The sequence below is a fragment of the Sphingomonas agri genome (assembly GCF_038148795.1).
Taxonomy (GTDB): domain Bacteria; phylum Pseudomonadota; class Alphaproteobacteria; order Sphingomonadales; family Sphingomonadaceae; genus Sphingomicrobium; species Sphingomicrobium agri.
This window is the reverse complement of the sequence record NZ_JBAPEU010000003.1, coordinates 274,586-300,481: the sequence shown is the minus strand read 5'-3', so window position 1 is coordinate 300,481 and position 25,896 is coordinate 274,586. Positions and strand designations below refer to the sequence as shown.

Sequence of the window (25,896 nt, the reverse complement as noted above, 5' to 3'; positions counted from 1 at the left end):
CGTCGACGACAGTCGTTTTTGCTCAGCTTCGGTTCAAGTTCCAACGCCGTAACGAGGCGCGCCCCACGTCCAGGGAGACCTCGCCATGGATCTCAACTACGTCTTCCTCCGGCAGCAGGTGGAGCGGACCCTGGCGGAAGCTGCGGACAATGCGGCAGCGCGGTCCGCCCATGAAAAACTCGCCCGCGCCTATGAACTCCAGATAGAGCGCAAGAGTGGCGGGCGCATCAATTTCCCACGGCACCGGAGCGAGTTTGACCAAGCGTTGAGTTCGACACTGACCGCGCCGCGCTCGCCCGAAAATGCGGGAAACCCAAAGGTTCAGGCTGTTGCGACCGAGGGCCGCCCGCGGCCGACCCCGTAATACACGAGGCCCGCCTCCTCCGCTTCCTGCCGGTCGTAGACGTTTCGAAGGTCGACAAGAACCTTGCCCTTGAGGGATGCCGCGATGCGGTCGAGGTCAAGCGCCCGAAACTCGTCCCATTCCGTCACGATGACGAGAACGTCCGCGCCCTCCGCAGCTGCGTAGGCATCATCGGCAAACTCGATTCCCTTGAGCACCTTCTCGGCCTGCTCGCGGGCAACGGGATCGAATGCGCGAACCTGAGCGCCGAGCTTCACGAGCCCCTGGACCAGCGGGATCGATGGCGCCTCGCGCATGTCATCGGTATTCGGCTTGAAGGCTAGCCCGAGGACGCCGACGCGCCTCCCCTCGAGGCTCCCGCCCATCGCGGCAACGACCCGATTGACCATCTGGGATTTCCGGTCATCATTCACGTTGACGGTCGTGCGCACGATCCGCTGGTCGATCCCCGCCTCATCCGCCGTCTGCAGGAGGGCCAGCGTGTCCTTGGGGAAGCAGCTACCACCATATCCAGGGCCCGCGTGCAGGAATTTGGGACCGATGCGGTTGTCGAGGCCGATGCCGCGGGCAACGTCCTGCACGTCTGCGTCAACGGCTTCGCACAGGTCCGCGATCTCGTTGATGAAGCTGATCTTCACGGCGAGAAATGCATTGGCCGCATATTTGGTCAATTCGGCCGTCCTGCGGCCGGTGATCAAGATTGGCGCCCGATTGAGAAACAATGGTCGGTAGATTTCGCGAAGAACGTCCTGGGAGTGGGCATCCTCGGCGCCAACCACGATGCGATCCGGATGCTTGAAGTCCGCGATCGCTGCGCCCTCGCGCAGGAACTCAGGATTGGACGCGACCGATACCTTTTCGACACCCTCGTCTCTGAGGATCGCTTCGATCTTGTCCCCGGTACCGACAGGAACGGTCGACTTGGTGACGACGACCGTGCCTGGTTTCATGACCTTGGCGAGTTCGCGAACGGCTTCGAAGACAAAGGTGAGATCGGCGTGCCCGTCACCGCGGCGCGCCGGTGTGCCGACCGCGATGAACACCGCCTCCGCGTTCTTCACCGCTTCTGCAAGATCGGTCGTGAAAGTGAGCCGGCCCCGCTCGACGTTCGACTTGACGATCGCTTCCAGTCCCGGTTCCCAGATCGGCATGACGCCGGCGTTGAGGCCATTGATTTTCGCCGAATCCTTGTCGACGCAGCAGACCCGATGACCAAAGTCAGCGAAGCAGGCGCCGGAAACGAGCCCCACATAACCGGTGCCGATCATCGCGATACGCATGCTTGCTCCTCTTGCATTGCTGGCGCCTTAGCCGCGCTTTGCTCGCCTGAACAAGGCGTTCAGCCGCACGCCTAGTTTTCGCCCCAAAATCACTATATTGGCGCGGCTCTTCCGATGAACATCACAACTCTACCCAAGCCCCCGCGCGTCGGGCTGGTCTCTCTTGGCTGTCCCAAGGCACTCGTCGACAGCGAGCGCATCATGACCAAGCTGCGCGCCGATGGATATGACATGTCGCCCGATTACGCAGGCGCCGACGTCGTGCTGGTCAACACCTGCGGTTTCCTCGATTCTGCCAAGGAGGAGAGCCTGGAAGCAATCGGTGAAGCGATCGCGGAGAATGGCCGCGTCGTCGTCACCGGCTGCATGGGCAAGGAGGCCGAACTGATCCGGGAGCGCTTTCCGGACGTGCTCGCGGTCACCGGGCCTCAACAATATGAGGAAGTGGTTGCCGCCGTGCACAGCGCAGCCCCTCCAGTCCCATCGCCGTTCGTCGACCTCGTGCCGGAAGCCGGCCTCAAGCTGACACCGCGGCATTACAGCTATTTGAAGATTTCCGAGGGGTGCAACCATCGCTGCGCCTTCTGCATCATCCCGCACCTGCGGGGAGACCTCGTAAGCCGCCGCCCCGACGCCATTTTGCGCGAAGCCGAAAAGCTCGTTGCAGCGGGAACTCGGGAACTGCTGGTCATCAGTCAGGACACGAGCGCCTATGGGGTGGATCTGCGCCACGCGGTCTGGCCCTGGAAAGGTGGCGAAGTCCGGGCGCACATGACGGATCTCGCGCGGGAATTGGGCAAGCTCGGCGCCTGGGTACGGCTGCACTATGTCTATCCCTACCCGCACGTGAACGACGTAATCCCGCTCATGGCCGAGGGCCTCGTCCTCCCCTACCTCGACATTCCGTTCCAGCACGCGAGCCCGGACGTGCTGCGACGCATGCGGCGTCCGGCGAACGACGCGAAGGTGCTGCAGCGGATCCGTAGCTGGCGGGAGCAAGTCCCCGAACTTGCAATCCGCTCGAGCTTCGTCGTCGGCTTCCCCGGAGAAACGGAGCAGGATTTCGCCTATCTCCTCGCCTGGCTCGAGGAAGCCCAGCTCGATCGCGTCGGGGCTTTCAAATTCGAGGCGGTCGAGGGAGCTCCTGCGACCGCGATGGAAAATCAGGTCCCCGAAGAGCTGAAGCAGGAACGCTACGAAGCGCTGATGGCACTATCGAGCCGGATTTCGGCTGCGAAGCTCACCGCCAAGATCGGCTCGAGGATCGACGTATTGATCGACGCCGTCGACGAGGACACCGGCGGCGCTACCGGGCGATCCAAGGCCGATGCGCCGGAGATCGACGGCGAGGTCCACCTTCGCGACGCCGCCGGGCTCAGTCCCGGCGACATCGTGACGACACAGGTCGAAGACGCCGACGAGCACGACCTCTTCGGCGTTCCCGCTTAAGCGCTCAAGGCGAACCGGGGAGCCGCCTTTCGCCGCCGCCTGAATTCGATCGAGCCGCCGACGATGCCCAAGCCAAGCAGCATCATGAGCCACGAGGACGGTTCCGGAACGGCCGGAAGAATTCCATTGACGCCAAGCAGCGCATTATTGGGCGCAAAATCAGAGATTTGGCTGTTATTCGTGACTGTTGCCCCGAAACGTGGCCAGATGTTGAAGCCGTAACTGGCAGGGCTTGCGCCTGTGGACGGGAGAAGCGCGGTCGGAACGGTGACGATGAATTGGTTTCCAACCATCGAAACGCCAAGCGCGTTAGCACCAAGAGTGGCTGTTCCGTTCTTCTGCACGACGATCACCTGGTCAAAGATCACGTTCGGCTCCCCGATGGCGCCAAAGGGCCTGATCGCGCCCGCTCCGGTATCGACGCCGATCACATAGAAGCCCGCCATTGCAGGATCGATCTGCCCGGCAAGGACAGCGCCGAGCGTGAAGCTTGTGGCTGCAGGATTAAGACTGACCGAGAAGCTCGTTACGTCAAGGTCGGGACTGGCGGTACCGACAAAACTTGGCAGGAAATCATTGGCGGGGTCCGAAACGGTTGCCGCGACCGCGGATGACCCAAGGATGATCGGGAGAACGGCGACTGCGAACGTAATGCTCCTCATGGGGCTACCCCTATTGGCTGGGTGCCCCCCCGACGCGGTCAGTGCGGTCTCGGGGAGGAGAGGTTCAAGCGCCGGACTGGTCCTGTCCTTGCCCGCGCACTAGAGCCGCTTTCATGACCGATTTTGCGCAATTGCTTGTCGCTGATCGCGGGCAGAAGGCCCGGCCGATCCACCTCGTCGACAAAAACAGCTTCGCCGATTGGATGAAGAAGCGGCCGGCCGAGGATCGCGCGCTCCTGGAGGCACAGAGGTTCGACGGCAAGACTGCTCATTCCAGTGCATTGCTGCCGCGCGGCAACGACTTCGAAGTCGTGAGCGTGGTCAACGCCATTGATGAGCTCTCGCCCTGGTGCCTCGCAAGCCTCGCGGAAAAACTGCCGCAGGGGACGTACAAGCTTGCGCAGGGCGAGCCCGGCGAGGCGGCGCTCGGATGGCTCCTCGGGCAGCACGCCTTCGATGAATATCGCTCAAAGAACGAAGAACCGGAGCGCGGCCCGCGAATTCTCCTCAGCAAGGATGCCGCGAGGATTGATGGTTTGGTTCGCGAGGCTGGTGCGACCGCTCTTGTCCGAGATCTGGTCAACAGGCCGGCTGGCGATCTTGGACCCGCCGAACTTGAGGAGGCGGTTCGCGAGACGGCCAACGAACTCGGCGCGAGGGTTCAGGTCACGGGTGGAAAGGATCTCGCGGAGGGTTATCCCCTCATCGCCGCAGTCGGCGCCGGCGCTGCCGAACGCCGCGCGCCCCGACTGATCGAGCTCGAGTGGGGCAAGCCTGGTGACCCTTATGTTGCGATCGTCGGCAAGGGCGTCTGCTTCGACAGCGGCGGTCTCGACCTCAAGCCTGCTTCAGGGATGCGCCTGATGAAGAAGGACATGGGCGGAGCAGCCCATGCGCTGGCGCTGGCGCGCTTGATCATTGCCGAAAGGCTGCCGGTCAGGATTCGGCTCCTCATTCCCGCTGTCGAGAATGCCGTTTCGGGAAGCGCCTACCGTCCAGGAGACGTGATCCGGTCCCGCAAGGGACTGTTCGTCGAAATCGACAATACCGACGCTGAGGGGCGGCTGATCCTTGCAGACGCGCTTGCGAGGGCAGCAGAGGATCATCCAGAACTCATCATCGACTTTGCGACCCTGACGGGCGCCGCACGGGTTGCGCTGGGACCAGATCTTCCTGCCTTCTTTTCAACCAGCGAGGAGCTCGCCGCCGAAGCGGCCGCGGCGGCAGGCCGCTCCGACGACCCGATCTGGCGAATGCCGCTGTGGGATCCCTATGACGAAATGCTCAAGAGCGACATCGCGGACCTCGCAAATGCCGCAAACAGTCCGATGGCCGGAAGCATCATCGCCGCGCTGTTCCTGAAACGCTTCGTTCCTGACCAAATTCAATGGGCGCATTTCGACACTTACGCCTGGCGCGATGCTGCAAAACCTGGCCGCCCCAAGGGCGGTGAAGCGCTCGGACTGCGGGCCATGTTCGCGTTCATGAAAGCCCGTTACTTACACGCGTGAAACAGCAATTGGCGAAGATCACGCTTTTTTAAAGACACGGCACTGCAACAATTCCGGCTCTGGCCGGTTTACTTCGCCAAGCTAACGCGGCGCAGAATTGGAGTTTTGCGGTTATGGGCGAGGTATCGCTGACGGGATGGATGAAGGCCCTTATCGCCTATGTCCGCTCGGGTGAGCCGGACCTCACGAACCGGCAGATGGCACTGTTGATGCTGGTCTACCTCACCCCTGGACCTCACACGGTGCGCGGTCTGGCAAGAGTGCTGGGGGTTTCAAAACCCGTGGTCACTCGCGCCTTGAACACGCTGGGTGCGCTCGGCTATCTGCGGCGCGAGCGAGACCAGGACGATCGCCGGAACGTGTTTGTCGTCCGCACCAGCAGCGGGGCAGATTTTCTTGAAGGCTTCAAACGCAACCTCCGCGAGAGCGACAGTGGCTCCGCGGGCCACCGGCCAATCATCGGCCAAGCCCCGGCCTACGCCCACCAGCGCTGACGAGTACGCACTTTCGGGGCCGTCGAATCCGCCAGATCCTGAATTCAACGCCTACCGGAAGGACCTCGCCGACGTCTCCCTCGCCGGGAGTGTGATTGCGTCCCATTATGCCGAGCCGCTGCATCGCCTGCTCAGCCGGCGGGCGTCGCTGCGCAGCGCTCCTTCCGATGAAGCCTCTGTCATCTGCGAGCTTGGTGAGGGCGAGCGATTCGAGATGCTGGATGACAGCATCGGATGGGCCTGGGGATATGGGGGGACCAAACGGCGCGTCGGCTACGTGAGAAGCGAGGCGCTGGCGGCCGACCCCCGCGGCGCGAAAGACAAAGCTGGTCAGAAAAACCGGTAGGTCAACGCCGAGCCAGCAGCGATGCGGGCGGGCGCCGGAGCGAGCAGTTTATCCTCACATCTGCCCTCGCTGCCGGCGAATCGCATACCATCTTGCGACATTGGCATTCTGCTGGGCGAGTGTGTCGGCGAACACATGTCCACCCGTTCCGTCGGCGACGAAATAAAGCGCCTTGGTTGGCGCGGGGTGAAGCACTGCCTCGATGCTGGCCTTGCCGGGGTTCGCGATCGGCCCCTCGGGCAATCCGCTTCGGCGATAGGTATTATAACCGTTCTCGGCATTCAGTTCCGACTTCAGGATGCGGCGGCCGAGCGGTTTGCCCTTGGTGATCGGGTAGATCACCGTCGGGTCGGCATCGAGCTTCATGCCGATTCTCAACCGATTGCAGTAAACCCCGGCAATCATCGGACGCTCGGCGGCCTTTCCGGTTTCCTTCTCGACGATCGAGGCCAGGATTACTGCTTGCTCGGGCATCACGATGGGGCAATCGCTGCTTCGGCTCGCCCAGAGCGCTGCAACCGTCTTCTGCATGGCTCGCTGCATTCGACTGACGAGCGCAGCGCGCGTCTCACCTCGCTGGTAGCCGTAGCTGTCCGGTAGCAGCGAACCCTCGTCTATGCTGGGTAGCGGCCCCGCAAGATACGGGTTCGCGGCGAGTTTCTCGGTCACGGCGATCGCCGGCATGCCCTCGGTTACGGTGATCAGCCGTTGGACGGGTTTGCCGTGCTGAAGCAGGTCCAGGATGGCGGAACCGCCCATTCCCCTTGGAATCTCGAACTCTCCCGCCTGGATCGGATCGTGCGACCCGAACAGTCGCGCCATCAGGTAATAGGTGCGAGCCGAGCCAGGGATCACTCCTTCTTTCTCGAGCTTGCGCGCAACGGATCCGACCGTCGCGCCCTCCTCGATCATGACGTTATGCGGGCCAGGCCTTGGTCCGCTACTCCACCAGAGAAGATAGATGCCGAGCAATATCGCGGCGACAAGCGCCGCCCCGGCAACAAGGAGCCGCCTCACACCGCCTTCATGACCAGCGAAGCATTGGTACCGCCGAAGCCGAAGCTGTTGTTGAGGACGGCCCGGACCGGCCGCTCCTTGGCCTTGTGAGGCACAAGGTCGACGCCTTCACAGCTCTCGCTCGGATTATCCAGGTTCAGCGTGGGGGGCACCACCTGGTCGCGCATGGCCAGAATGCAGAAGATGCTCTCGACCGCGCCCGCTCCGCCGAGCAGATGTCCAATCGCCGACTTGGTCGAACTCATCGACACGTTCGCGATGGCATTGCCGAACAATCGCCGCACGGCTCCAAGCTCGAGTTCGTCGCCAAGCGGCGTCGAGGTGCCGTGAGCATTGATATAATCGATATCGGAGGGCTGAAGCCCCGACTTCTTCAGTGCCATCTGCATCGCCCGGTATCCGCCGGACCCTTCCGGGTGCGGCGCGGTCACGTGATAGGCGTCGCCGGACAATCCGTAGCCGATCACTTCGGCGTAGATTTTCGCGCCGCGCGCCTTTGCGTGCTCATACTCCTCGAGCACGACGACTCCTGCACCCTCGCCCATCACGAAGCCGTCACGGTCCCTGTCATAGGGCCGGCTAGCCTTTTCGGGGTGATCATTGAAATTCGTGCTGAGTGCCCGGGCCTGCGCAAAGCCCGCGATGCCGATCGGACAGATGGTCGATTCGGAGCCGCCGGCAAGCATGATGTCGGCATCGTCCATCGCGATCATTCGTGCCGCGTCACCGATCGAATGGGCGCCCGTCGAGCAGGCCGTCACCACTGCATGATTGGGCCCCATGAGCCCGTATTTGATCGAAACCTGACCCGAGATGAGATTGATCAGGCGGCCATGGACGAAGTGAGGGCTGACCCGGCCCGGACCCTTTTCGTGCAGCACGAGGCTTTCGCTCTCGATCCCCGGAAGTCCCCCAATGCCCGAACCGATGGAAACACCGGCTCTAAGCCGCGTCTCCTCGTCCATGTCGACAAGGCCCGCATCTTCGATCGCCTGGCCGGCTGCATCGAGACCGTAGACGATGAAGGGATCCACCTGCCGCTGGATCTTGTGGTCGACGCGCCTGGACGGATCGAACCCATATTCGTGATCCGCAGGCTTCACCTCGCAGGCGATCCGGCACTTCTGATCGCTCGCGTCGAACTTGGTGATTGGTCCGGCGCCGCTCTTCGAGGCAATGAGGTTTTTCCAGCAGGTCTCGACGTCGGCGCCCAGCGGCGTCACCAAACCCAGACCCGTCACGGCGACACGGCGCATCATTTCCACTCCGTCAGTCCTTCCAAAACAAACGGCCTCCCGATGGGTTCGGGAAGCCGTTCGATGCCGCCTTACTAGGCGTGCGGCGGCAGGTCAGCGGACCCGATCAGCCCTTGTTCTGATCAATATAGTCGATCGCGTCGCGAACCGTGGTGATTTTCTCGGCGGCGTCGTCCGGAATCTCGACTCCGAACTCTTCCTCGAATGCCATCACCAATTCGACGATGTCGAGGCTGTCCGCGCCGAGATCGTCGATGAAGCTTGCATCCTCAGTCACCTTGTCCGGCTCGACGCCGAGATGTTCGACGACGATCTTCTTCACCCGATCGGCAGTCTCGCTCATGGAAACCTTCCTCCGTTTTGCTTTTGTCGTTGCCCTAGCGATGCACCGATAAGCCCGCAAGTGGCGCACGGAGCGACGGCCCGCTAGCCTTGGCGAATGGAGCGGCGTTCCCTGACGCAAGGCGAGATCGAACTACTCCGCTCGATCTTTGAAGATGCGATCGATTATTCAAGGGTGCGTCTCGTCAAGGGCAAGTGGTGGCCCTTTCATCCGCGCCAGGCCGCGATGGCGCCGATGGGGAACATCTGGTTCCACCCCGATGGCGGCGGCTGGTCGGAGGACTTTTCAAAGGAGCCGCTGGGACTGCAGGGCTTCTTCATCCATGAAATGACCCACGTCTGGCAGTCGCAAAGGGGAGGATCCTTCTACTTGCCGATGATGCGTCACCCATTCTGCCGCTATGATTACAGGCTCGAGCCCGGCAAGCCCTTCGGAAGCTACGGGATCGAGCAGCAGGCGGAAATCGTACGCCATCGGTTCTTTGCCGACCGCGGCGCACCGCAGGCCCAAGTCCCTCCGGCCGACCTGCTCCCTTTCCGCAGGTGATGTCACAATCCTGCAACAGCTGCTGCATGAAAGTGACGTGACTGCTCGCCCCGTCTTCCGCGAATGCTGTTGTTTCGGGCATAGTGTCGGCAAGGCAACAAAACCGGGGGATTATTTATGCGAGCTGCAGCTATCTTGCTTGTTGGCGTATCCGTCGTCGCAGTCTCAGCGCCGGCATCCGCGCAAACCGGGCAGGAGCAGCGGGCGCAAGCCGCCAATCCGCGGCCCAATGCGTCGCCGGCGGCGCCTGCGCCAACCCAGGGCGAAATCATCGTCACCGCGACCAAGCGTGCGTCCACGGTGCAGGACGTTCCTTTCTCGGTAAACGCACAGACTCAGCAGGATATACAGCGAGCCCACGCCCAAACCCTTGAGGACATCAGCCGCAATGTCGCGGGACTTGCCGTGCAGAACCTCGGTCCCGGCCAGAGCCAGGTGTCGATCCGCGGCGTGTCGGCGGGTCAGATCGTCAGAGACCAGCCTGGCGTGAAGGAACAGGTCGGTATCTACCTCGATGAGAGCGTCGCCTCGCTGTCGCTGTTCACGCCGGACTTCGATCTGTTTGATCTTAATCGCGTGGAGACGCTCCGCGGGCCGCAGGGTACGCTTTTCGGTTCGGGTTCAGTGGGCGGCACGATCCGCTACATCACCAACCAGCCGCGAACGGACAGGATCGAGGGAACGGTCGAAGCCGGGGTCAATGTCCTCAAGGGCGGCGACATTGGCTACGATGCCAAGGCCGCGCTCAACATTCCCATGTCGAACGAGGCTGCACTGAGGATCGTTGGCTATCACACCCATTTCGCCGGATTTGTCGACGCCGTCGGGCCTGCTCATGGCAAGAACGTCAACGACGGCAACCGGACCGGCACAAGGATTTCGCTCCTGTGGCAACCAGCGCCGCAAGTGAAGGTCACGCCGAGGCTGGTGTATCAGGAGGCGAAGGCCAACGGCTTCAATCGTGAGGAATTCTATAACCTCTACGACAACCAATTCACGTCCGGTGCCGCGGGAACGGATCTTGGGGAGCGTAAAGTCTATCTCAAGCTGCCAGAGGAATTTCGCGACAAGACGGCACTTGCCGACCTGACCGTCAGCTATGACTTCGGACCGGTCGAATTGACTTCGGTCAGCAGCAAGTTGTGGCGCAACATCCTGGTCAGCCGGGATGCATCGGCGCTGACAAACTCCGTCACCGTAAGCTTCGCGGAGGCCTTCCTTGGGACCGATCCGACCCGTTCGCTCGCGATTGCCCAGCAAGCAACCTTGCCTTCGAACCTGCGCGATACGACGCGTCTCAATCAATTCACGCAGGAGCTGCGGCTCGCGTCAACCGGCAACGGGCCACTGCAATGGGTCTTCGGCGGCTTCTACAGCGATGTGCACCGCCAATATCATCAGCGGTTGCCCACTCCGGGTTACGATGTCGCAGGCGACCTGTTCCTCCAGGAACTTTGCTTCGACCAGGCACAGGCAAGCGCGACGTGCAAAGTTAATGCACCCCTGCCCGCGAACCGCGTTCCCTTCACTTCTGCAGACGCGGCGATCTCAAACGGCTTTCCTCTCAACTCGCCGTACAACGCCGACCTGCCGTATGTCATTAAGCAGAAGGCCGTGTTCGGCGAGGCGAGCTACAGGTTCAGTCAGTTCAAGATTACCGCGGGTGGCCGCTGGTACGACTTCAAGGAACGGCGCGACTTCATTTCGGGCGGCATCTTCTCCAACGGAGATACCCGGATCGGCGACCGCACCAAGTCCAACGGCTTCTCGCCCCGCGGGATTCTCAGTTGGGAGCCCAGCAGAAGCCTCAGCGTGAACGTTCAGGCGGCCAAGGGCTTCCGCCTCGGCGGGGTTAACGATCCGCTCAACATCCCGCTTTGCTCTGGAGGCGCGACGGGTATCGATGCGCAAACCTTCGGCAACCATCCGACCTATAAGGATGAAACGCTCTGGAACTACGAAGCGGGCGTCAAATATTCAAAGCACGGAATCACCTTCAACGCCGCGGCATTCTACAATGATATCAAGAATCTCCAGGTGACCGCCGATGCCGGCAGCTGCTCTTCTCGTGTAGTGTTCAACGTACCTAAAGCACACAGCGAGGGCATCGAGGCGGAATTCAGCGCACACCCCTTGGAGGGCCTTGATTTCTCGCTCGCAGGCAGCCTGCTCAGTTCCAAGTTCGACAGCAGTGTGACGACACCCACCGGTGGGATCGTGGCTGGGATTCGCGATGGAAACCGTTTGCCGACGGTTCCGAAATACCAAATAGCTGCAAGCGCCACCTATGGCACACATCTCACTCCCACCACCGAATGGTATGTGAACGGAAGTGTCCAGCGAGTTGGGAGCCGATTTACGCAGCCCGGCGACCAGGAAGCTGGGGCGGGAGTGTTCGACTCAATCTTCTACGATCCGGTGACCGGCGCCTTCGGCGACCGCCCCAATACGAACTTTGGCTCGCTAAGGCTGCCGGCTTACACACTGGTCAATGCGTCGCTCGGGATCACTTGGGACAGCGGGCTTGAGATCTCCGCCTATGTGAACAACATTTTCGACAAGGATCCCAAACTCTCGCTCGACAGGGAACGCGGCGGCCGCGCGAGATTGGGCTACAATATCGGGCAGCCGCGGACGATCGGGCTGACCATCCGCAAGAGTTTTGGAAGTTCAGTCGCAGCACCTCTGCCGCCTCCGCCTCCTCCGCCGCCGCCCACGCAGACTTGTCCGGACGGCTCGGCGATCCCGGTGACGGCGACGTGCCCGGCTCCGCCGCCACCGCCACCGCCACCGCCTCCTCCGCCGCCGCCTGCGCCGCAGCGCGGCTGACGGGAAAAGAAGGTTGAGGGTAACGCGCCGCTCGCTCCTTCTTGGAGCGGGCGGCGCAGCCGTTTCACCAGGGCTCGCGAAGACCTACAAGCGAGACATGAAGGACCATGTGGCAGTCGTAGGCGCCGGGGTATTCGGGGCCTGGACTGCACATCATCTGCAACAGCAGGGACACCGCGTCACTCTGATCGACGCTTGGGGGCCCGCGCACACCCGCGCATCCTCCGGCGGCGAATCCCGGTTGACCAGAGCCGCCTATGGCAAGGATGCAATCTACACGCGGATGGCGGCACAGTCGCTGCCCCAATGGAAGTCACTGAGCGCCATATCGGGCCTGCCAATCCTCGTTCAGTGCGGCGTCCTGTTCTTCTTTCAGACCGAAGAGGCCTATGTCGCGGACAGCATCTCGGCGCATAGGGAAGTAGGACTTCGAACCGAAGTGCTGGCAAGGGCAGAGATGGCCCGCCGCTTCCCGATGATCGACTTCGACGGGATCAGTGTTGGTCTCTACGAGCCTGATTTTGGAGCGTTGATGGCGCGACGGTCGGTCCTGACGCTTGTGGACCGCTTCGTCAGAGCGGGCGGTGAATATACAAAGGCCCTCGTGACGCCCCCCGCGCGCGGCGGGACCCGCCTCGCCGAGATCGTCCTATCGTCGGGAGAGCGCATCAGCGCGGATCGGTTCGTCTTTGCAGCAGGACCATGGCTGCCCAAGCTCTTTCCCGAAGTAATCGGTCCAAGGATCCTGCCGACCCGGCAGGAAGTCTTCTATTTCGCCGCACCTGCCGGAGACCGCCGATTTCTGCCCGGATCAATGCCTGGCTGGGCCGATTTCAACGGCGGCGATATTTTCTACGGTTTCCCGGACCTCGAGACCCGCGGGGTCAAGTTCGCCCACGATGCGCACGGTGTGGAGGTCGATCCCGACACGCAGAGCCGGCGTCCGAGCGAAGCCGCGCTCCAGGAGGTCATCGAGTTTCGCGATCGCCGTTTTCCCTTGCTCAAGGGCGCACCGCTCACCGGGGCCGAGGTCTGCCAGTATGAGAACAGCTCAAACGGCGATTTCCTTATCGACATCCACCCGCAGTGGCCCAACGTGCTGCTCCTGGGCGGCGGCTCTGGCCACGGGTTCAAGCATGGACCCGAGGTGGGGCGCTACGCAGCGGCGCTCCTTTTGGGGGAAGCCAAAGGTGAGCGCAGGTTCAGCCTTTCGACCAAGAGCGAGGAACATCACCGCGAAGTTCACTAGTGCTTCAGTCAGGCTTCTTTGCAACTCCCACGAGCGCAGGACGAAGGAGCCGGTCCTTCATCATGTAGCCGGGCTGCATTTCCTCAACGATGGTTCCAGGCTCCTGATCGCTCGGCATTTCGAGCATCGCCTGGTGCCGGTGAGGATCGAGATCTTCTCCGACCGACTTGATGCGGGTGACGCCGTGACGCTGAAACACGGAGTCCAGTTCCCGGGACGTCGATTCGATTCCGGCAAGAAACTGCGCGGCCGTTTTATCGTCCCGGAGCTCCGGACCCACCGCTGCGAGCGCCCGATCGAGGTGGTCCTTGATCGCGAGCATGTCGCGGGCAAAGCCGGCAGCGGCGTAGCTGGTTGCCTGCTGAAGCTCCTGCTCGAGCCGGCGCCGGACGTTCTGGGTCTCCGCGGCTGCATAAAGCGCCTTCGACCTCGCCTCCTCGAGCTGACGCTCGAGCTCGGCGACATGATCGTGCTCGGCTACTTCGGGCGAGGCCTTCGCGGTCTCCTTGCGCAGTTCGTCCGCCTGTTCATGGAGCTGTTCTTCGTCTTTGGTCGCCTCTGTCATGCCATCAATCTCGTAAGTGCTTTCGCTGTGAAATCCACCATGGGCACCACGCGAGCATAGTTCAACCGCGTGGGGCCGATTACACCGACAACGCCAACCACCTCCCCCTGGCTCCCTCGATAGGGTGCGGCGATGACCGAGGAGCCGGACAAGGCGAACATCCGGTTCTCGGATCCGATGAAGATCCGGCATCCCGGAGCATCACGCGCGCTTTCCAAGAGCCGGCCGATCTCCTGCGCCTCCTCAAGCTCATCGAGTAGCCGGCGTATTCGCTCGAGGTCGTCTGCCGCGTGAGCATCGATGAGCTTTGCATGCCCGCGGACAATCAGCACCGGTCGCCGTGCATGGTCCTGGCTCCACGCCGCAAGGCCGGAAGCAACCAGCTCGGCAGCAGCGGCATCGACGAGTTCCTTGCGTTCACGCACCTCGACCCGCAATCGCGCCTCCGCCTCCGCGAGGGTCAGGCCTGAAAAACGCGCGTTGATGAAATTGCTGACCTCGGTCAGCGCCGATGCGCCGGCCCCTGCGTCAAGTGACAGGATCCGGTTCTCGACGCTGCCGTCGGTGCCCACGAGCACCGCAAGAGCGCGCGTGTTGCTCAAGGGAACGAAGTTCAGCTGCTTGAGCGTCAGTTCGCGCTTGGGGGCAAGCACCACGCCCGCGGCCTGGCTCAACCCGGACAGCGCTGCGGAAGCCGCTGCAAGCGCGTCCTCGATCGGCTGATCGCGCACGATCTGCCGCTCGATCTCGCGCCGTTCGAGTGGATCCGGGGCGGCAGCCTGCATGATGCCGTCGACGAAGAGACGAAGCCCGCTGTCGGTCGGAATGCGGCCGGCCGATGTATGTGGATGGGTGAGCAGCCCTCTTTCCTCGAGCTCCTGCATCACGCCGCGGATGGAGGCAGGCGAGAGACTTACGCTCCCGCTAAGGGCCTTGGAGCCAATCGGCAGGCCGCGTTCGAGATAGGCCTCGACCACGAGCCCGAAGATCTCGCGCATCCGGTCGGTGAGTTCTCCAATGGGCTGTGCCATTCGACCCATCTAGGATTGCCGATCTTGCCGGTCTAGGGACGCGGCGCACCAGTATCAGGAGAGTCCCATGCGTCCGTCCGGCCGCGCGCCCGACCAAATGCGATCATTGAAATTCGAACCCGGCTTCACCCGTCATGCCGAAGGAGCGTGCCTCGTCAGCTTCGGCGACACGCGTGTTCTGTGCACTGCCAGTGTAGAAGACAGGCTTCCTCCTTTCCTACGCGGCAAGGGCCAGGGCTGGGTGACGGCGGAATATGGAATGCTGCCGCGTGCAACGCACACACGCGGCAACCGGGAAGCGGCCAAGGGCAAGCAGTCGGGACGAACTCAGGAAATCCAGCGGCTGATCGGCCGCTCCCTTCGCGCGGTAGTGGATCTTCCAAAGCTCGGCGAACGGCAGGTCATCGTCGACTGCGATGTCATCCAGGCCGACGGCGGCACTCGGACCGCGTCCATCTCCGGTGGCTGGGTTGCACTTCGCATCGCCATCGACCGGCTGCTCGAGGCAAAGGCGATCCCCTCCGACCCCATTCGCACGCAGGTCGCAGCCGTCAGCTGCGGCATCCACCAGGGAACAGGGGTCCTCGACCTCGACTATGAAGAGGACAGCCAGGCGGGCTGTGACGGCAATTTCGTGCTGACCGCCGACGGCTCCATCGTCGAGGCGCAGGTCACGGCGGAAGGCGAATGCTACGACGAGGAAGGGCTGCTGAGACTGCTGCGCCTCGCGCGTATCGGCTGCTCTGAGATCTTCCAGGCCCAGCTGAAGGCGACCGGCCGATGAGGCCGATCGGCGAGAAGCTCGTCATCGCGACCCACAACCCGGGCAAGCTGCGCGAGATCGCGGAGCTTGTAGCGCCCCTGGGGATCGCATGTGTCGGGGCCGAAGAACTCGGACTTCCCGAGCCCGAGGAGATCGGGAACACCTTCGCTGACAATGCCGATCTTAAGGCGCGCGAAGCTGCAGACCTTAGCGGCCTGCCTGCGCTTGCCGACGACAGCGGCTTGTGCGTGGACGCTCTTCACGGGCGTCCGGGCATTTTTTCGGCCCGCTGGGCCGAGGACGAGGAGGGAAACCGCGATTGGATGCGCGCCATGGAGCGCGTCTGGCGCGAAGTGGTGGCTACCGAACCCGATGCGCCCGCCGCCGCGCACTTTGTCTGTTCGCTGGCGATTGCGTGGCCGAACGACGGACAGACCGAGACGTTCGACGGCCGCGTCGACGGCACCCTGGTCTGGCCGCCGCGGGGCGATCGCGGTTTCGGCTATGATCCGATGTTCGTGCCGGTCGGCTATGAGGAAACCTTCGGTGAACTCGAACCCCAGCACAAGCATTCGATAAGCCACCGCGCCGATGCGTTCCGCAAGTTGCTGGCGGCGATGAACGAATGAACGGAGAAGCGCTCGCTCTCTATGTCCACTGGCCGTTCTGCGTCAGCAAATGCCCCTATTGCGATTTCAACAGCCACGTGCGGGCGAGTATCGATCAGGACGCCTGGCGCGAGGCACTCCTGAGCGATCTCGCCCACGAAGCCCGCCTGCTTCCAGGACGAGAGCTGTCTTCCATCTTTTTTGGCGGCGGCACTCCCTCCTTGATGGACCCGCGCACGGTCGAGGCAGTCATTGCCGCAGCGTTCGAAGCGTGGACGCCCACCGACGGGGTCGAGATCACGCTCGAGGCCAACCCCAACTCGGTCGAGGCGAACCGTTTCGCGAGCCTTCGTGCCGCGGGCGTCGGCCGCCTGTCGCTCGGATTGCAAAGCTTCGATGATGACGCTTTGCGCTTTCTTGGCCGCGCACATTCGGCGCGCGAAGGGTTCGCGGCCCTCGAGATTGCGCAGAAGAACTTCCGCCGGGTAAGCTTCGACCTCATCTACGCGCTTCCGGCCGATACCGAGGACAAATGGTCCGTGACGCTGGCGCAGGCGCTGTCGCTCGGAACGAGCCACCTTTCCCTCTACCAGCTGACCATTGAGCCCGGGACGCGCTTCTCCGCCATGGTAGGCAAAGGTCAGTTGCACCCCCTGGACGCAGATGCCGGCGCAGCGCTCTATGAGCTGACCGACGCCATGACGACGGCAGCTGGAATGCCGGCGTATGAGATCAGCAATTACGCCCGGCCAAATGCGCAAAGCCGGCACAATCTCGCATACTGGAGGTATCGCGATTACGCGGGTATCGGCCCTGGCGCACATGGTCGCAGGCTCGGCCTGCGCACCGTCCGCCACCGAAAACCCGAGAACTTCCTCACGGGCATCAGGCGCAACGGTCACGGGATGTCGGAAGAAGCTGCTCTCTTGGCCTCGGAAGGGGCCGACGAGGCATTGGTCATGGGACTGCGCCTCTCCGAAGGAGTGGACGCGGATGCCGTTGCCCGGCGCTTCGGCTTCAACACGATCGTCAACTGGAACAAGGTGGACCGGCTTGTGGCGTCAGGTCACCTGACCCGCAGCGACGGGCGCATTGCCCCGACTTTGGCGGGACGCCTTCTGCTCGACCATGTCCTCGCCGAGATCTCGGCGCTCGAACCTAGTTCTTCGGTTGGGCGGCAGGCGTCGGCGGCGGCGTAGCAGCCGGCAACTTCTGTGGAAGGGATGAGCCGGCCATGTACTTGTAGTGGTCGAGCGCGCTCGAAACGAAATCCGAGATCATCGAATCGGCATCTTCAGACGCGTCTTTCCTCGACATCTTGTTGCCCATGTCGAACTTGACGGTCGCCGTCCTAAAGCCGCCCAGCTCGTTGGTGCAGGCGGTGCGGACATAGGCCTCGTACCCCTCGGCGGTTACCTTGGCGCCAAGGGCCTTGCTGCTTGCGTCCTTAAGACAGGTCTTGAATGCGTCGCGAGGCGCATTGATCGAAGCTTGAAGGGCGGTCAGAGTGATCGAAGATGCCGCCAGTAATACAATCATCAAACCTCTCCCCAGGCAGACGATGAATATCCCGATGATGACTCTTTTGCATTTGATTTGGAAGAACTTTTTCGCGGTTAATGAATGACTGAAGACCTCCCTCCGGGCCTCCACATCGTGGCAACCCCGATCGGCAATCTGGCCGATCTTGGACAGCGCGCCGCCGACACCCTGCGGTGCGCCGATCGGATTCTTGCCGAAGACACCCGTGTAACCGCCAAGCTGCTGGCTCACATCGGCAGCAAAGTGCCGATGAGCCGCTACGACGATCATACGAGCGAAAGCGAGCGCGGGCGGATCGTCAACAGGCTTGGAGAAGAGGCAATTGCACTGGTCAGTGACGCGGGAACGCCCCTGATTTCGGATCCTGGCTATAAACTCGTCCGGGCTGCGCGCGCAGCCGGCCATTCCGTCCACACCGTCCCGGGGCCCTCGGCCGTTATCGCTGCGCTCACCCTTGCAGGATTACCGACTGACCGGTTCCTCTTTTGCGGTTTCCTGCCCGTCAAGGCCAAGGCGAGGACCGATGCGATCGGCGAAATCGCCGCCGTTCGGGCAACGCTCGTCTTCTACGAGAGCGGTCCCCGCCTTGGAGAAACGCTGGCGGCGCTGGCCGCCAATCTTGGCGGCAGAGAAGGTGCGGTCGCACGGGAGATAAGCAAGCTTCACGAGGAGTGCGTCACCGGCACGCTTGGCGAGCTTGCGCAGCATTATGCGGACTCTGCTCCAAAGGGCGAGATCGTCCTTCTCGTCGGTCCGCCCGGCGAAGCGCTCGAGGCCAGCGATGCCGAGCTCAACGAGGCGATCGATGAAGCGCTCTTGCGGCTGTCGCCCTCGCGCGCTGCTGCCGCGGTCGCCGACAAGCTGAACGTGCCGCGAAAGCGCGCCTATGCCCGCGCTCTCGAGCGCAGCAAAGTGACCGGGACCGACCGGCGCGTGACAAAAACCAGGTGACCCCTTAGGCCGCGCGAATGCATCTTCGCATCGCCGTTCAGATGGACCCGCTCGACCGGATCAGGATCGCGGGCGACTCCACCTTCGCGATCATGCTCAAGGCGCAGGAACTCGGCCACGAGCTTTACTATTATGCTCCCGAGGACCTCAGCTGGGCGCAGGACCGGCTATGGACGATGGGCTATCCCCTCACCGTCCGGCGAGTCGAAGGGGACCATTACAATCTGGGAGAGCCGAGGATCCTGGACCTTGGCCGCGATGTCGACGTCGTGCTGATGCGGCAGGATCCGCCGTTCGACCTCGGCTACATCACTGCAACGCACCTCCTCGAGCGGATCAAGGACGAGACTCTCGTCGTCAATGATCCGGCGAGCGTCCGGAATGCGCCCGAGAAATTGTGGGTGCTCGACTTTCCCCAGTTCATGCCGCCCACGGTTCTGACACGCTCCCTCGGACTGACGCGCAAGTTCCTCGCCGAGCAGGGTGAGATCGTCATCAAGCCGCTGCATGGATTTGCTGGCGGATCCGTGTTCCGGATCGGCGCCGACGGGCGCAACCTTGCCTCACTGATGGAGCTCTTCAACAGCAACTATCGAGAGCCGCACGTCATCCAGAAGTTCATCCCGGAGATCTCAGAGGGCGACAAGCGCATCATCCTCGTCGACGGCGAGGTCGCAGGCGCGGTGAACCGCGTTCCGGGCCAAGGAGAGATCCGATCCAATCTCGCCGTCGGCGGAACCGCGGCCAAGGCAACACTTACGGACGGGGAAGAGGAAATCTGCTCCACCCTTGGCCCGGAACTGAAACGCCTGGGCCTACTGTTCGTGGGGATCGACGTGATCGGCGGCCGGTGGCTGACCGAAATCAATGTCACTTCGCCAACCGGGATTGTCGCGGTCGATGGGTTTAATGGCACCGACACGCCCGCCCTGATCTTCGATGCGATTATCAAGCGACTTAACAACTAGCTCCAGAATGGTTTCGTCGCTTCTCTTGGAAGCCCGGAAATAATCCAACCGAAACGGTTGTTTAGCATTCGCTTTACCGCTGTTCTTTATCGATGTCCGGGTCGCGGCGAGGCGGTTGCCCCACTAGCTGCCGAGCCGCGGCAAACTGGTTTACCTCCTGAAAATCCGCCGCGGACTTGCGGCGGTCTGGGCCTCTGCTCAGGCGCGCGGGTGGGCGTGGCGATAGACATCCAGTAGTCGCGCCGCGTCCACCGCCGTGTAGATCTGGGTCGACGACAGGCTTGCGTGCCCGAGCAGCTCCTGAAGCGACCTCAGGTCCGCGCCGCGGGCAAGCAAATGCGTTGCGAAGCTGTGCCGGAGTGCGTGAGGCGTCAGGGATTCGGGGAGACCAAGACGCCGCCGGGCAGCCGCGACCGCGCGCCGCACCAGGTCAGGGTTGAGCGGGCCGCCACGCGCACCCACGAACAAGGGGACCGGGCCCTCGAGTGGAAACGGGCTTTGCCGCACATAATCCTCGATCGCCTCGCGCACCGCGGCAACGATCGGTACGACGCGCATTTTCGATCTCTTGCCCATCACCCGGAGCGTTGATCCCAAGGGCAGTGCGTCGGCGGTAAGCGACATCGCCTCGGCGACCCGCAGGCCGGCGCCATAGAGCAGCAGCAGGATCGCGAGATCGCGCGCACCGATCCACGGCGAGCTCGCAGCCTCGGCCGCCTCATGCGCGAGATTGAACGCATCTTCAGGAGCAGCGGGACGCGGGAGTGTTCCCGGCTTCTTGGGCCCCCTGGTCCGCGGAAGCTGTGCAGGTATCCCCTGCTGTTCTGCTGCATATTTGAGGAAGGCGCGGACCCCGGAAATCTCGCGCGCGGCCGATGCCGCACCCAAGCCTTCTGAACGCCGCTCGGCGAGAAATGCCCGTAGGTCCGCCGCTCCGAGGTTAGCGAGGCCCGAGATATCGATGGACGTCCCTCGATAGTGCCCAAGAAATCCGATCAGGCGGTGCGCGGTCGCGGCATAAGCGCGGACCGTGTGCGGCGAACGACGACGATCATTCTGGAGATGTAATGCCCAGCGCACGGCAACCTCGCGCGCCGGATGGTCCTTCAGACTTGCGGGATCGTCAGCCACTTGCGGATCATAGCCGCAAGACTCTTCCCAAGGAACATCAGCAGCTCGGAGCCGTGGCGCGCGTCGAGGTTCAACTCCGCCCGCTGGCCAAGCGCCAGCAGTCCGAGCGGCAGCGGAGGCTCGCAATCGATCCTGATCAGCGCCTGCGCGCGAATGAGATCGCACGCCGGGCCGAACAGCGGGTGTCCTCTCTTCACGGTCCGCATCTGGACCGCGTTGACCCGCCCAATCTCGCGCCGAAGCAGCGCGGGATCGACCTGCTGCACGCCGCCGCCGTCGGCGCGAAAGCCCTGGTCAGCGACGATGAGCGACAGGGCCACGGCATCGATCCCGAGGATCAGCGGCCATTCCTGGGTGACGACGTGGAACAACGCTTCGATGCTCTCGGCATCGATTGCCGCAATCACCGCTTCGTGGATCGAGCTAACCGCGCCCGAATGCCCGCGGGCAAACGCGATAAGGTCCTCGTTCGCTTCCTCGACCGCGCCGAGGCGGCGCCTCAGATGCGCTACCGCGCGTTCTTCAAAGGGGATGACCGTCGCCATTGCGAAGGAAGAATACGCCGGGACCGGTTAATTTCCTATGGCAGCCGCCGTTAAGCGCCATAGCGGCAGGCAGGCTGCAGACGCATTCAGCAGCAGCCTCGTCCGATTGAGCATGCAGCGATAGCCACAAAACAAAGGCGGCGGCGCCCGTGGGCACCGCCGCCTTCTCGTCTTGAACGCGAGTGCGTCTTAGCCGAGGTGGTTCGACACGTTGTTGAACGTCGTGTTCAGCTTGTTGCCGATGCCCTGCATCGCGCCAATCGCCGCAACGGCGATGAGAGCGGCGATGAGGCCGTACTCGATGGCGGTTGCACCCTCTTCGTTCTTAATCAGCTTCAGAAACTTGCTCATGGTCTTCGCTCCTTGGTTCCAAGTGCAGGTACGGCAAGCCGCCCTGACCCTGCGTGTTCCTCGTGCAGGATGGTTGGAACCTAGCTCTGGACCGGTTGAAAAAGTCTTACGCCCGAAGGTTTCTCAAGGGTTAACACGAGAAAGCCAAGTTTTTGACTTTACGCGATTTTCTGACCTGACGACTCCCAGTCTTTAAGGAATGAGGCGATTCCGTTGTCGGTCAGTGGGTGCTTGAACAGCTGCCAGATGATCTTGGGAGGAGCGGTCATCACGTCGGCGCCGATCTTGGCCGCCTCGACGATGTGCATAGGGTGGCGGACGCTGGCGACCAGGATCTGCGTATCGAAATCATAATTATCGTAGATGAGGCGGATGTCGGCGATCAGCGACATGCCGTCGAAGCCCACGTCATCGAGGCGTCCGACGAAGGGTGAAATGAAGGTCGCGCCGGCCTTTGCGGCCAGTAGCGCCTGGGCCGGAGAAAAGCAGAGAGTGACGTTGACCATCGCGCCGTCCGAGGTCAGCGCCTTGCATGCCTTGAGCCCGGCCGGCGTCAGTGGAACCTTGATCGCGATATTGTCGGCGATCTTGCGTAGGACCCCGGCTTCGCGCATCATCCCCTCATAGTCGAGCGCGACGACCTCCGCCGAAACAGGGCCTTCGACCACGCCTGCAATCTCGCGCACGACGTCGATGAAATTGCGCCCCGATTTGTGGATGAGCGACGGGTTCGTCGTGACGCCGTTGAGCAGGCCCGTCTCGGCTAGTTCCCGGATCTCGGCGATTTCGGCTGTGTCGGCAAAGAACTTCATTGGATTTGCGTACGTCCCGGCTTTGAAGGATGGAGCTTGCAATAGCCGGTGGATCAGAGCGCGTCATCCGATTTGGGAGACACCAAATGAGCGAGCACGTACGAGTTGAAAGACAGGACGGCGTGCTGGCAATCACCCTCGCGCGGCCCGAGCGGCGCAATGCCATCACGATTGCCATGTACGCAGCGCTCGCGGATGCCATTGAAAGCGCGGCGGGCGATGCAGAAGTTCGCGTGATCACCCTTCGAGGCGAGGGGCAGGATTTCGCCGCCGGCAACGATCTTGCAGACTTCCTCGATGCGGCCCCTCGCCTCGACGAGGAGATCCCGGTTTGGCGGCTGCTGCGCGCGCTCGCGACGTGCGAAACCCCGCTCATCGCCGCGGTTCAGGGAAATTGCGTCGGGATCGGCACGACCATCCTCCTTCACTGCGACCTCGTCATTGCTGACGAAAGCGCCCGCTTCTCGATGCCGTTCGTCGATCTTGCCCTCGTCCCCGAGGCCGCGAGTTCTCTCCTGCTTCCGCGGCTTGCAGGACGCCGCCGGGCAGCGCGTTATCTGCTCCTGGCCGAGCCCTTCGGAACCGAGGAAGCCATGGCGATCGGGCTCGCGAGCCATCGCGCCCTTGCAGGCGAGCTTGCGCGGAAGCTTGATGAGCTCGTCGCTGGCCTGCTGGCCAAGCCGGCCGAAGCGCTGAGGCAGACGCAGAAGCTGCTGCGGCATGGCGCTCGCGAGGAAATCCTCGAGCGAATGAAGCTCGAGAGCTCGCTGTTCGCGCAGCGCCTCGCCTCACCCGAAGTGAAGGAGGCAATCAGTGCTTTCTTTCAGAAGCGCCGCCAGGGACAAAATACCCCTGGCTGAGCACGCGATGGGCGTTTCGCGCCGATCAGGAGTAGATCGAACAGCTCGCGACCGTGCTCCCGCCGCTGCAAGTGCCTTGCGATGGCGGCGTCTCGGCAAGATAGACGAGCTTCGACTGGGTGAACGTCATGCTCGGGATGCTGAAGAAGGCAAAGTTCATCGCCTGGTGATACGTGACCGTGATCGTCACATAACCGCTCGTGGCAGTGGTCGTGTCAACTGCGGGACTGTCAAAGGTACCATTGCTCGTTCCGAACAGCTTGCTGTTCACCCGAGCGCGGATTTGGGTGCTGCTCGGAAGCGTGCACGAGCCGCCAGTCGCCGGATTGAGACAAAGCGTCCCGAGGCGCGCGCCCTCTCCAAGGGCGTGCTGCATTCCCGCCTGGGCCTCGAGGACCTGGCCGAAGCTGAAGATTCCAATGAGAAAAAGAATCAGGACCGGGACAGCGATCGCCATCTCGATGGCAGCGGCGCCATCCTCGGACTGCTTGAGGTTCGTTTGCTTGGTCATTGGACCCTGATCCCTGCGTAGCCGCTCACCGGGATATTTCCCTGCGCGTTCGCTCCGGGCCACGCCCGCGTCGAGAAGAACGGCGTGTAGGTGTTGCTGACGGTAATTGTCACGTAGCGCGCATAGGTCTGGCCGCTGGTGCAGGGCACGGTCGGATCCGATGCCCGGACCCCGTTGCACTCAAGCCAGTAATCCACGCTGGCCGTGCTTCCTGAATAGCCCGCGGCGGAAGCTGCAGTCGTGGCTTCGGTGGCGTAGGGGCTATAATCGGTGAGCACGGTGTGCGTCTGCTGGATCTGTTCGACGGCGCGCTGTGCCGACTGCTCGAGCTTGTACTTCATCGAATAGGCGCGCGAGAGATCGATGATGCCGACGAGAAGCGCCGCAAGGAAGGGCGCCGCAAGCGCAAGTTCGATGACTGCTGCGCCGCGCTCGTTCCGCCTGAGGTTGATTTGCAAGCTCATTCGACGAGCCTCACGATATTGGCCGTCACGGTCTGATTGGCGGTGCATGCAGTTCCGTCGGGACGCGTGAGGCTGTTCTGGAGATTGGTGTTGCCGGTGAAATCGACGAGATCGGCAACGACCATCGCGCACTGGGTCATCGAACCGCTGCTGCCGTTGAACTGAACCAACCCGCTCGGGAAATACATTCCGCCGTCGAAGTAGGAGCCGGTATTGCCGTTGATCTTGTTGAGGTTGTCGGTGGTAGCGTTGCTCGCCTGGATGAACAGCATCTTGGCATAAGTGCCGCTCGTCGGTGCGCTCAGCTGGATCGTCTGGTTGCCGCTAAGGTTCACGGAACCTGGAGTGGTGCCCGTCAGAATGATGGTCACGCCGGTTCCGGTCAGGGTCACGGTACCGCCCGGAGCGAAGTCCGTGCTGTCGAGATAGTAGGTGCCGGCATCCATTACGTAGGTGCCGCTGCCCGATGGACTGAACTGGTTGTAGCAACCGGGCGTCAGGTGCTGGGGTCCGCTCCCTCCATTGCCGTTGTTCCCGTTGCCGCCATTATTGACGGTGTAGGTATGGCTCTGGAAGTTGCCGCAGGTCATTCCTGCCGGAATGGTCGTCGGATATTTGCCGGCGAACGGATCGGGCTCGGGAATGTGAAAGGGCTGGAGATTAGTGGCGCCGTGGGTCGCAAGGTCCGCCGGAACGGCGCCCGCCGCAGCGACCGGCGAGGCAGCAAACGTATAGGCGTTGCCGTTCGAGCTCACCGCGCTCGTTGCCGACGTTGAGTTCGAAATGGCTCCGCAGCCAAGATTGACGTTCGAGCTGCCGCCAACCGTGATACTTGCAGCCGTAGTGTTCTTGAGCGCGACGAGACAATAACTTCCGGTCTGCTGCAACGTCGCGGTGGCCGATGCCGTAATCGTCGGCGCGGTCGAGACGAAAAAGCCGGAGAAGGGCAGGATCTGCTGGACGGAAAGCGTGACCTTCACCGCCTTGCTGTCGGAGGTGTAGCTCCCGGTCGTGGGCGGATTCTGGACAGCGCAAGTGGTGGTTGGCCACGCCTTGTTGTTTCTCTTGACGTCCCAGCCGACCGGCTGCGCGTAGGTCGCGCTCGTATAGTTGGTGCAGGTGCTGATGGCATTGCCCTGGGCTTCTGCATAGACTCCCGCGAGGGCGGCACTATCCGCGGCACGCTGCAGCTGGCGCTTCCACAGCGTCCACTGGACGGTGTCGGTCGCAAGGCCTGCGGCACCGATGATCAGAGGCAGCGCTGCGCCCGCGATAATGAGCGCATTGCCGCGCCGGTCACGCAACAGCTTTTTCATGAATTTGAACATGCTGGCCCCAGATCTTTTCGCGCTTTGGAGGAGGATCTAGCTCACACACGGTAAGCGAAGGGTTCAGCGCTATGGTTAAGCAAAGGTAACCTTGCGTATCGTGCTTCTCCTTGAACTTGT

Annotated in this window: 29 protein-coding genes; 14 read left to right on the top strand and 15 right to left on the bottom strand. The window is 62.4% G+C overall.

The window, feature by feature from the left end:
- Positions 1-85: 85 nt before the first annotated feature.
- A complete protein-coding gene (locus V8192_RS13560; protein WP_341633634.1) occupies positions 86-364 on the top strand; it encodes a hypothetical protein in 279 nt (92 codons plus the stop codon).
- Here the strand turns inward: V8192_RS13560 and V8192_RS13555 are convergent.
- Complete coding sequence (locus tag V8192_RS13555) at positions 322-1,644, bottom strand: UDP-glucose dehydrogenase family protein (protein WP_341633633.1); 1,323 nt, start codon at positions 1,642-1,644, stop codon at positions 322-324. The two genes, V8192_RS13560 and V8192_RS13555, sit on opposite strands and share 43 nt — an antisense overlap.
- A gap of 114 nt (positions 1,645-1,758) precedes the next feature.
- Here V8192_RS13555 and rimO point away from each other — a divergent pair, with 114 nt between their 5' ends.
- Complete coding sequence (gene rimO / locus V8192_RS13550; RefSeq protein ID WP_341633632.1) at positions 1,759-3,093, top strand: 30S ribosomal protein S12 methylthiotransferase RimO; 1,335 nt, start codon at positions 1,759-1,761, stop codon at positions 3,091-3,093.
- Here the strand turns inward: rimO and V8192_RS13545 are convergent.
- Positions 3,090-3,755, bottom strand: a complete 666-nt coding sequence (locus V8192_RS13545) for a PEPxxWA-CTERM sorting domain-containing protein (protein ID WP_341633631.1) — start codon at positions 3,753-3,755, stop codon at positions 3,090-3,092. The genes rimO and V8192_RS13545 overlap by 4 nt on opposite strands.
- Positions 3,756-3,868: 113 nt before the next feature.
- Between V8192_RS13545 and V8192_RS13540 the strand changes: the two genes are divergently transcribed.
- From V8192_RS13540 to V8192_RS13530, 3 genes are all read left to right on the top strand, one after another.
- Complete coding sequence (locus tag V8192_RS13540) at positions 3,869-5,266, top strand: leucyl aminopeptidase family protein (protein ID WP_341633630.1); 1,398 nt, start codon at positions 3,869-3,871, stop codon at positions 5,264-5,266.
- A gap of 113 nt (positions 5,267-5,379) precedes the next feature.
- The gene (locus tag V8192_RS13535; protein ID WP_341633629.1) at positions 5,380-5,760 is read left to right on the top strand and encodes a MarR family transcriptional regulator; all 381 of its coding nucleotides are present in this window, start codon (positions 5,380-5,382) and stop codon (positions 5,758-5,760) included.
- Positions 5,699-6,106 (top strand): SH3 domain-containing protein, encoded by a 408-nt coding sequence (locus tag V8192_RS13530; protein ID WP_341633628.1) that lies wholly within the window; start codon positions 5,699-5,701, stop codon positions 6,104-6,106. Before V8192_RS13535 ends, V8192_RS13530 begins: the two co-directional genes overlap by 62 nt.
- 54 nt (positions 6,107-6,160) lie before the next feature.
- On the opposite strand, the gene mltG is transcribed toward V8192_RS13530, so the two are convergent.
- The 3 genes from mltG to V8192_RS13515 all read right to left on the bottom strand — a co-directional run bounded on the left by mltG (position 6,161) and on the right by V8192_RS13515 (position 8,722).
- Entirely contained in the window at positions 6,161-7,123 is a 963-nt protein-coding gene (mltG, locus tag V8192_RS13525) for an endolytic transglycosylase MltG (protein WP_341633627.1), read from the bottom strand.
- Positions 7,120-8,379, bottom strand: coding sequence for a beta-ketoacyl-ACP synthase II (gene fabF / locus V8192_RS13520; protein WP_341633828.1), 1,260 nt, complete (start codon positions 8,377-8,379; stop codon positions 7,120-7,122). Before fabF ends, mltG begins: the two co-directional genes overlap by 4 nt.
- Positions 8,380-8,485: 106 nt before the next feature.
- Positions 8,486-8,722, bottom strand: a complete 237-nt coding sequence (locus V8192_RS13515; RefSeq protein ID WP_341633626.1) for an acyl carrier protein — start codon at positions 8,720-8,722, stop codon at positions 8,486-8,488.
- Between the two features lie 96 nt (positions 8,723-8,818).
- On the opposite strand from V8192_RS13515, the gene V8192_RS13510 reads away from it, so the two are divergent.
- The 3 genes from V8192_RS13510 (at position 8,819) to V8192_RS13500 (ending at position 13,346) form a co-directional block, all read left to right on the top strand.
- Positions 8,819-9,268 (top strand): vgr related protein, encoded by a 450-nt coding sequence (locus V8192_RS13510; RefSeq protein ID WP_341633625.1) that lies wholly within the window; start codon positions 8,819-8,821, stop codon positions 9,266-9,268.
- 117 nt (positions 9,269-9,385) lie between these two features.
- The gene (locus tag V8192_RS13505; protein ID WP_341633624.1) at positions 9,386-12,097 is read left to right on the top strand and encodes a TonB-dependent receptor; all 2,712 of its coding nucleotides are present in this window, start codon (positions 9,386-9,388) and stop codon (positions 12,095-12,097) included.
- A gap of 13 nt (positions 12,098-12,110) precedes the next feature.
- Positions 12,111-13,346, top strand: coding sequence for an FAD-dependent oxidoreductase (locus tag V8192_RS13500; protein WP_341633623.1), 1,236 nt, complete (start codon positions 12,111-12,113; stop codon positions 13,344-13,346).
- Between the two features lie 4 nt (positions 13,347-13,350).
- Here V8192_RS13500 and grpE read toward each other — a convergent pair whose 3' ends face one another.
- Together grpE and hrcA are read right to left on the bottom strand one after the other, a co-directional pair.
- Positions 13,351-13,911, bottom strand: coding sequence for a nucleotide exchange factor GrpE (gene grpE, locus V8192_RS13495; RefSeq protein ID WP_341633622.1), 561 nt, complete (start codon positions 13,909-13,911; stop codon positions 13,351-13,353).
- Complete coding sequence (gene hrcA / locus V8192_RS13490; protein ID WP_341633621.1) at positions 13,908-14,942, bottom strand: heat-inducible transcriptional repressor HrcA; 1,035 nt, start codon at positions 14,940-14,942, stop codon at positions 13,908-13,910. The genes grpE and hrcA overlap by 4 nt, the downstream gene beginning before the upstream one ends.
- Positions 14,943-15,009: 67 nt before the next feature.
- Between hrcA and rph the strand changes: the two genes are divergently transcribed.
- From rph to hemW, 3 genes are read left to right on the top strand one after another with little or no spacing between them, the layout of a single operon-like run.
- On the top strand, positions 15,010-15,726 hold the full coding sequence (gene rph / locus V8192_RS13485; protein ID WP_341633620.1) for a ribonuclease PH: 717 nt from the start codon (positions 15,010-15,012) through the stop codon (positions 15,724-15,726).
- Positions 15,723-16,334: an RdgB/HAM1 family non-canonical purine NTP pyrophosphatase gene (rdgB, locus tag V8192_RS13480; RefSeq protein ID WP_341633619.1), complete on the top strand. Its 612-nt coding sequence runs from the start codon at positions 15,723-15,725 to the stop codon at positions 16,332-16,334. The genes rph and rdgB overlap by 4 nt, the downstream gene beginning before the upstream one ends.
- A complete protein-coding gene (gene hemW / locus V8192_RS13475) occupies positions 16,331-17,512 on the top strand; it encodes a radical SAM family heme chaperone HemW (RefSeq protein WP_341633618.1) in 1,182 nt (393 codons plus the stop codon). Before rdgB ends, hemW begins: the two co-directional genes overlap by 4 nt.
- Here hemW and V8192_RS13470 read toward each other — a convergent pair.
- A complete protein-coding gene (locus V8192_RS13470) occupies positions 17,472-17,852 on the bottom strand; it encodes a hypothetical protein (RefSeq protein ID WP_341633617.1) in 381 nt (126 codons plus the stop codon). The two genes, hemW and V8192_RS13470, sit on opposite strands and share 41 nt — an antisense overlap.
- Before the next feature lie 84 nt (positions 17,853-17,936).
- On the opposite strand from V8192_RS13470, the gene rsmI reads away from it, so the two are divergent.
- Complete coding sequence (gene rsmI, locus V8192_RS13465; RefSeq protein ID WP_341633616.1) at positions 17,937-18,806, top strand: 16S rRNA (cytidine(1402)-2'-O)-methyltransferase; 870 nt, start codon at positions 17,937-17,939, stop codon at positions 18,804-18,806.
- 17 nt (positions 18,807-18,823) lie between these two features.
- A complete protein-coding gene (gene gshB / locus V8192_RS13460) occupies positions 18,824-19,774 on the top strand; it encodes a glutathione synthase (RefSeq protein WP_341633615.1) in 951 nt (316 codons plus the stop codon).
- Between the two features lie 198 nt (positions 19,775-19,972).
- Here the strand turns inward: gshB and V8192_RS13455 are convergent, their stop codons facing one another.
- The 4 genes from V8192_RS13455 to fsa form a co-directional block, all read right to left on the bottom strand.
- Entirely contained in the window at positions 19,973-20,905 is a 933-nt protein-coding gene (locus tag V8192_RS13455) for a tyrosine recombinase XerC (RefSeq protein WP_341633614.1), read from the bottom strand.
- Positions 20,881-21,450, bottom strand: a complete 570-nt coding sequence (locus V8192_RS13450; protein ID WP_341633613.1) for a DUF484 family protein — start codon at positions 21,448-21,450, stop codon at positions 20,881-20,883. The genes V8192_RS13455 and V8192_RS13450 overlap by 25 nt, the downstream gene beginning before the upstream one ends.
- Before the next feature lie 189 nt (positions 21,451-21,639).
- The gene (locus V8192_RS13445) at positions 21,640-21,801 is read right to left on the bottom strand and encodes a Flp family type IVb pilin (RefSeq protein ID WP_341633612.1); all 162 of its coding nucleotides are present in this window, start codon (positions 21,799-21,801) and stop codon (positions 21,640-21,642) included.
- A 158-nt stretch (positions 21,802-21,959) separates the two neighbouring features.
- On the bottom strand, positions 21,960-22,613 hold the full coding sequence (gene fsa, locus V8192_RS13440) for a fructose-6-phosphate aldolase (protein ID WP_341633611.1): 654 nt from the start codon (positions 22,611-22,613) through the stop codon (positions 21,960-21,962).
- An 86-nt stretch (positions 22,614-22,699) separates the two neighbouring features.
- Here fsa and V8192_RS13435 point away from each other — a divergent pair, with 86 nt between their 5' ends.
- Positions 22,700-23,473 carry an enoyl-CoA hydratase-related protein gene (locus V8192_RS13435; RefSeq protein WP_341633610.1) on the top strand — a complete coding sequence of 258 codons (774 nt, stop codon included), beginning with the start codon at positions 22,700-22,702 and terminating at the stop codon, positions 23,471-23,473.
- A 25-nt stretch (positions 23,474-23,498) separates the two neighbouring features.
- Here V8192_RS13435 and V8192_RS13430 read toward each other — a convergent pair whose 3' ends face one another.
- Genes V8192_RS13430 through V8192_RS13420 form a run of 3 tightly spaced genes read right to left on the bottom strand, consistent with a single transcriptional unit; the run spans position 23,499 to position 25,764 of the window.
- Positions 23,499-23,984, bottom strand: coding sequence for a TadE/TadG family type IV pilus assembly protein (locus tag V8192_RS13430; RefSeq protein ID WP_341633609.1), 486 nt, complete (start codon positions 23,982-23,984; stop codon positions 23,499-23,501).
- On the bottom strand, positions 23,981-24,448 hold the full coding sequence (locus V8192_RS13425; protein WP_341633608.1) for a TadE/TadG family type IV pilus assembly protein: 468 nt from the start codon (positions 24,446-24,448) through the stop codon (positions 23,981-23,983). Before V8192_RS13425 ends, V8192_RS13430 begins: the two co-directional genes overlap by 4 nt.
- Complete coding sequence (locus V8192_RS13420) at positions 24,445-25,764, bottom strand: pilus assembly protein TadG-related protein (RefSeq protein WP_341633607.1); 1,320 nt, start codon at positions 25,762-25,764, stop codon at positions 24,445-24,447. The genes V8192_RS13425 and V8192_RS13420 overlap by 4 nt, the downstream gene beginning before the upstream one ends.
- Positions 25,765-25,896: the final 132 nt, after the last annotated feature.

Coding starts and splice junctions, on each gene's coding strand:
- fsa (WP_341633611.1), bottom strand. CDS start 22,613: ATGAAGTTCTTTGCCGACACAGCCGAAATCGCCGAGATCCGGGAACTA.
- V8192_RS13445 (WP_341633612.1), bottom strand. CDS start 21,801: ATGAGCAAGTTTCTGAAGCTGATTAAGAACGAAGAGGGTGCAACCGCC.
- V8192_RS13560 (WP_341633634.1), top strand. CDS start 86: ATGGATCTCAACTACGTCTTCCTCCGGCAGCAGGTGGAGCGGACCCTG.
- grpE (WP_341633622.1), bottom strand. CDS start 13,911: ATGACAGAGGCGACCAAAGACGAAGAACAGCTCCATGAACAGGCGGAC.
- rimO (WP_341633632.1), top strand. CDS start 1,759: ATGAACATCACAACTCTACCCAAGCCCCCGCGCGTCGGGCTGGTCTCT.
- V8192_RS13435 (WP_341633610.1), top strand. CDS start 22,700: ATGAGCGAGCACGTACGAGTTGAAAGACAGGACGGCGTGCTGGCAATC.
- V8192_RS13420 (WP_341633607.1), bottom strand. CDS start 25,764: ATGAAAAAGCTGTTGCGTGACCGGCGCGGCAATGCGCTCATTATCGCG.
- rph (WP_341633620.1), top strand. CDS start 15,010: ATGCGTCCGTCCGGCCGCGCGCCCGACCAAATGCGATCATTGAAATTC.
- V8192_RS13505 (WP_341633624.1), top strand. CDS start 9,386: ATGCGAGCTGCAGCTATCTTGCTTGTTGGCGTATCCGTCGTCGCAGTC.
- V8192_RS13430 (WP_341633609.1), bottom strand. CDS start 23,984: ATGACCAAGCAAACGAACCTCAAGCAGTCCGAGGATGGCGCCGCTGCC.
- hrcA (WP_341633621.1), bottom strand. CDS start 14,942: ATGGCACAGCCCATTGGAGAACTCACCGACCGGATGCGCGAGATCTTC.
- V8192_RS13515 (WP_341633626.1), bottom strand. CDS start 8,722: ATGAGCGAGACTGCCGATCGGGTGAAGAAGATCGTCGTCGAACATCTC.
- V8192_RS13510 (WP_341633625.1), top strand. CDS start 8,819: ATGGAGCGGCGTTCCCTGACGCAAGGCGAGATCGAACTACTCCGCTCG.
- V8192_RS13450 (WP_341633613.1), bottom strand. CDS start 21,450: ATGGCGACGGTCATCCCCTTTGAAGAACGCGCGGTAGCGCATCTGAGG.
- rdgB (WP_341633619.1), top strand. CDS start 15,723: ATGAGGCCGATCGGCGAGAAGCTCGTCATCGCGACCCACAACCCGGGC.
- V8192_RS13470 (WP_341633617.1), bottom strand. CDS start 17,852: ATGATTGTATTACTGGCGGCATCTTCGATCACTCTGACCGCCCTTCAA.
- V8192_RS13555 (WP_341633633.1), bottom strand. CDS start 1,644: ATGCGTATCGCGATGATCGGCACCGGTTATGTGGGGCTCGTTTCCGGC.
- V8192_RS13540 (WP_341633630.1), top strand. CDS start 3,869: ATGACCGATTTTGCGCAATTGCTTGTCGCTGATCGCGGGCAGAAGGCC.
- V8192_RS13425 (WP_341633608.1), bottom strand. CDS start 24,448: ATGAGCTTGCAAATCAACCTCAGGCGGAACGAGCGCGGCGCAGCAGTC.
- rsmI (WP_341633616.1), top strand. CDS start 17,937: ATGACTGAAGACCTCCCTCCGGGCCTCCACATCGTGGCAACCCCGATC.
- V8192_RS13545 (WP_341633631.1), bottom strand. CDS start 3,755: ATGAGGAGCATTACGTTCGCAGTCGCCGTTCTCCCGATCATCCTTGGG.
- hemW (WP_341633618.1), top strand. CDS start 16,331: ATGAACGGAGAAGCGCTCGCTCTCTATGTCCACTGGCCGTTCTGCGTC.
- gshB (WP_341633615.1), top strand. CDS start 18,824: ATGCATCTTCGCATCGCCGTTCAGATGGACCCGCTCGACCGGATCAGG.
- V8192_RS13535 (WP_341633629.1), top strand. CDS start 5,380: ATGGGCGAGGTATCGCTGACGGGATGGATGAAGGCCCTTATCGCCTAT.
- fabF (WP_341633828.1), bottom strand. CDS start 8,379: ATGCGCCGTGTCGCCGTGACGGGTCTGGGTTTGGTGACGCCGCTGGGC.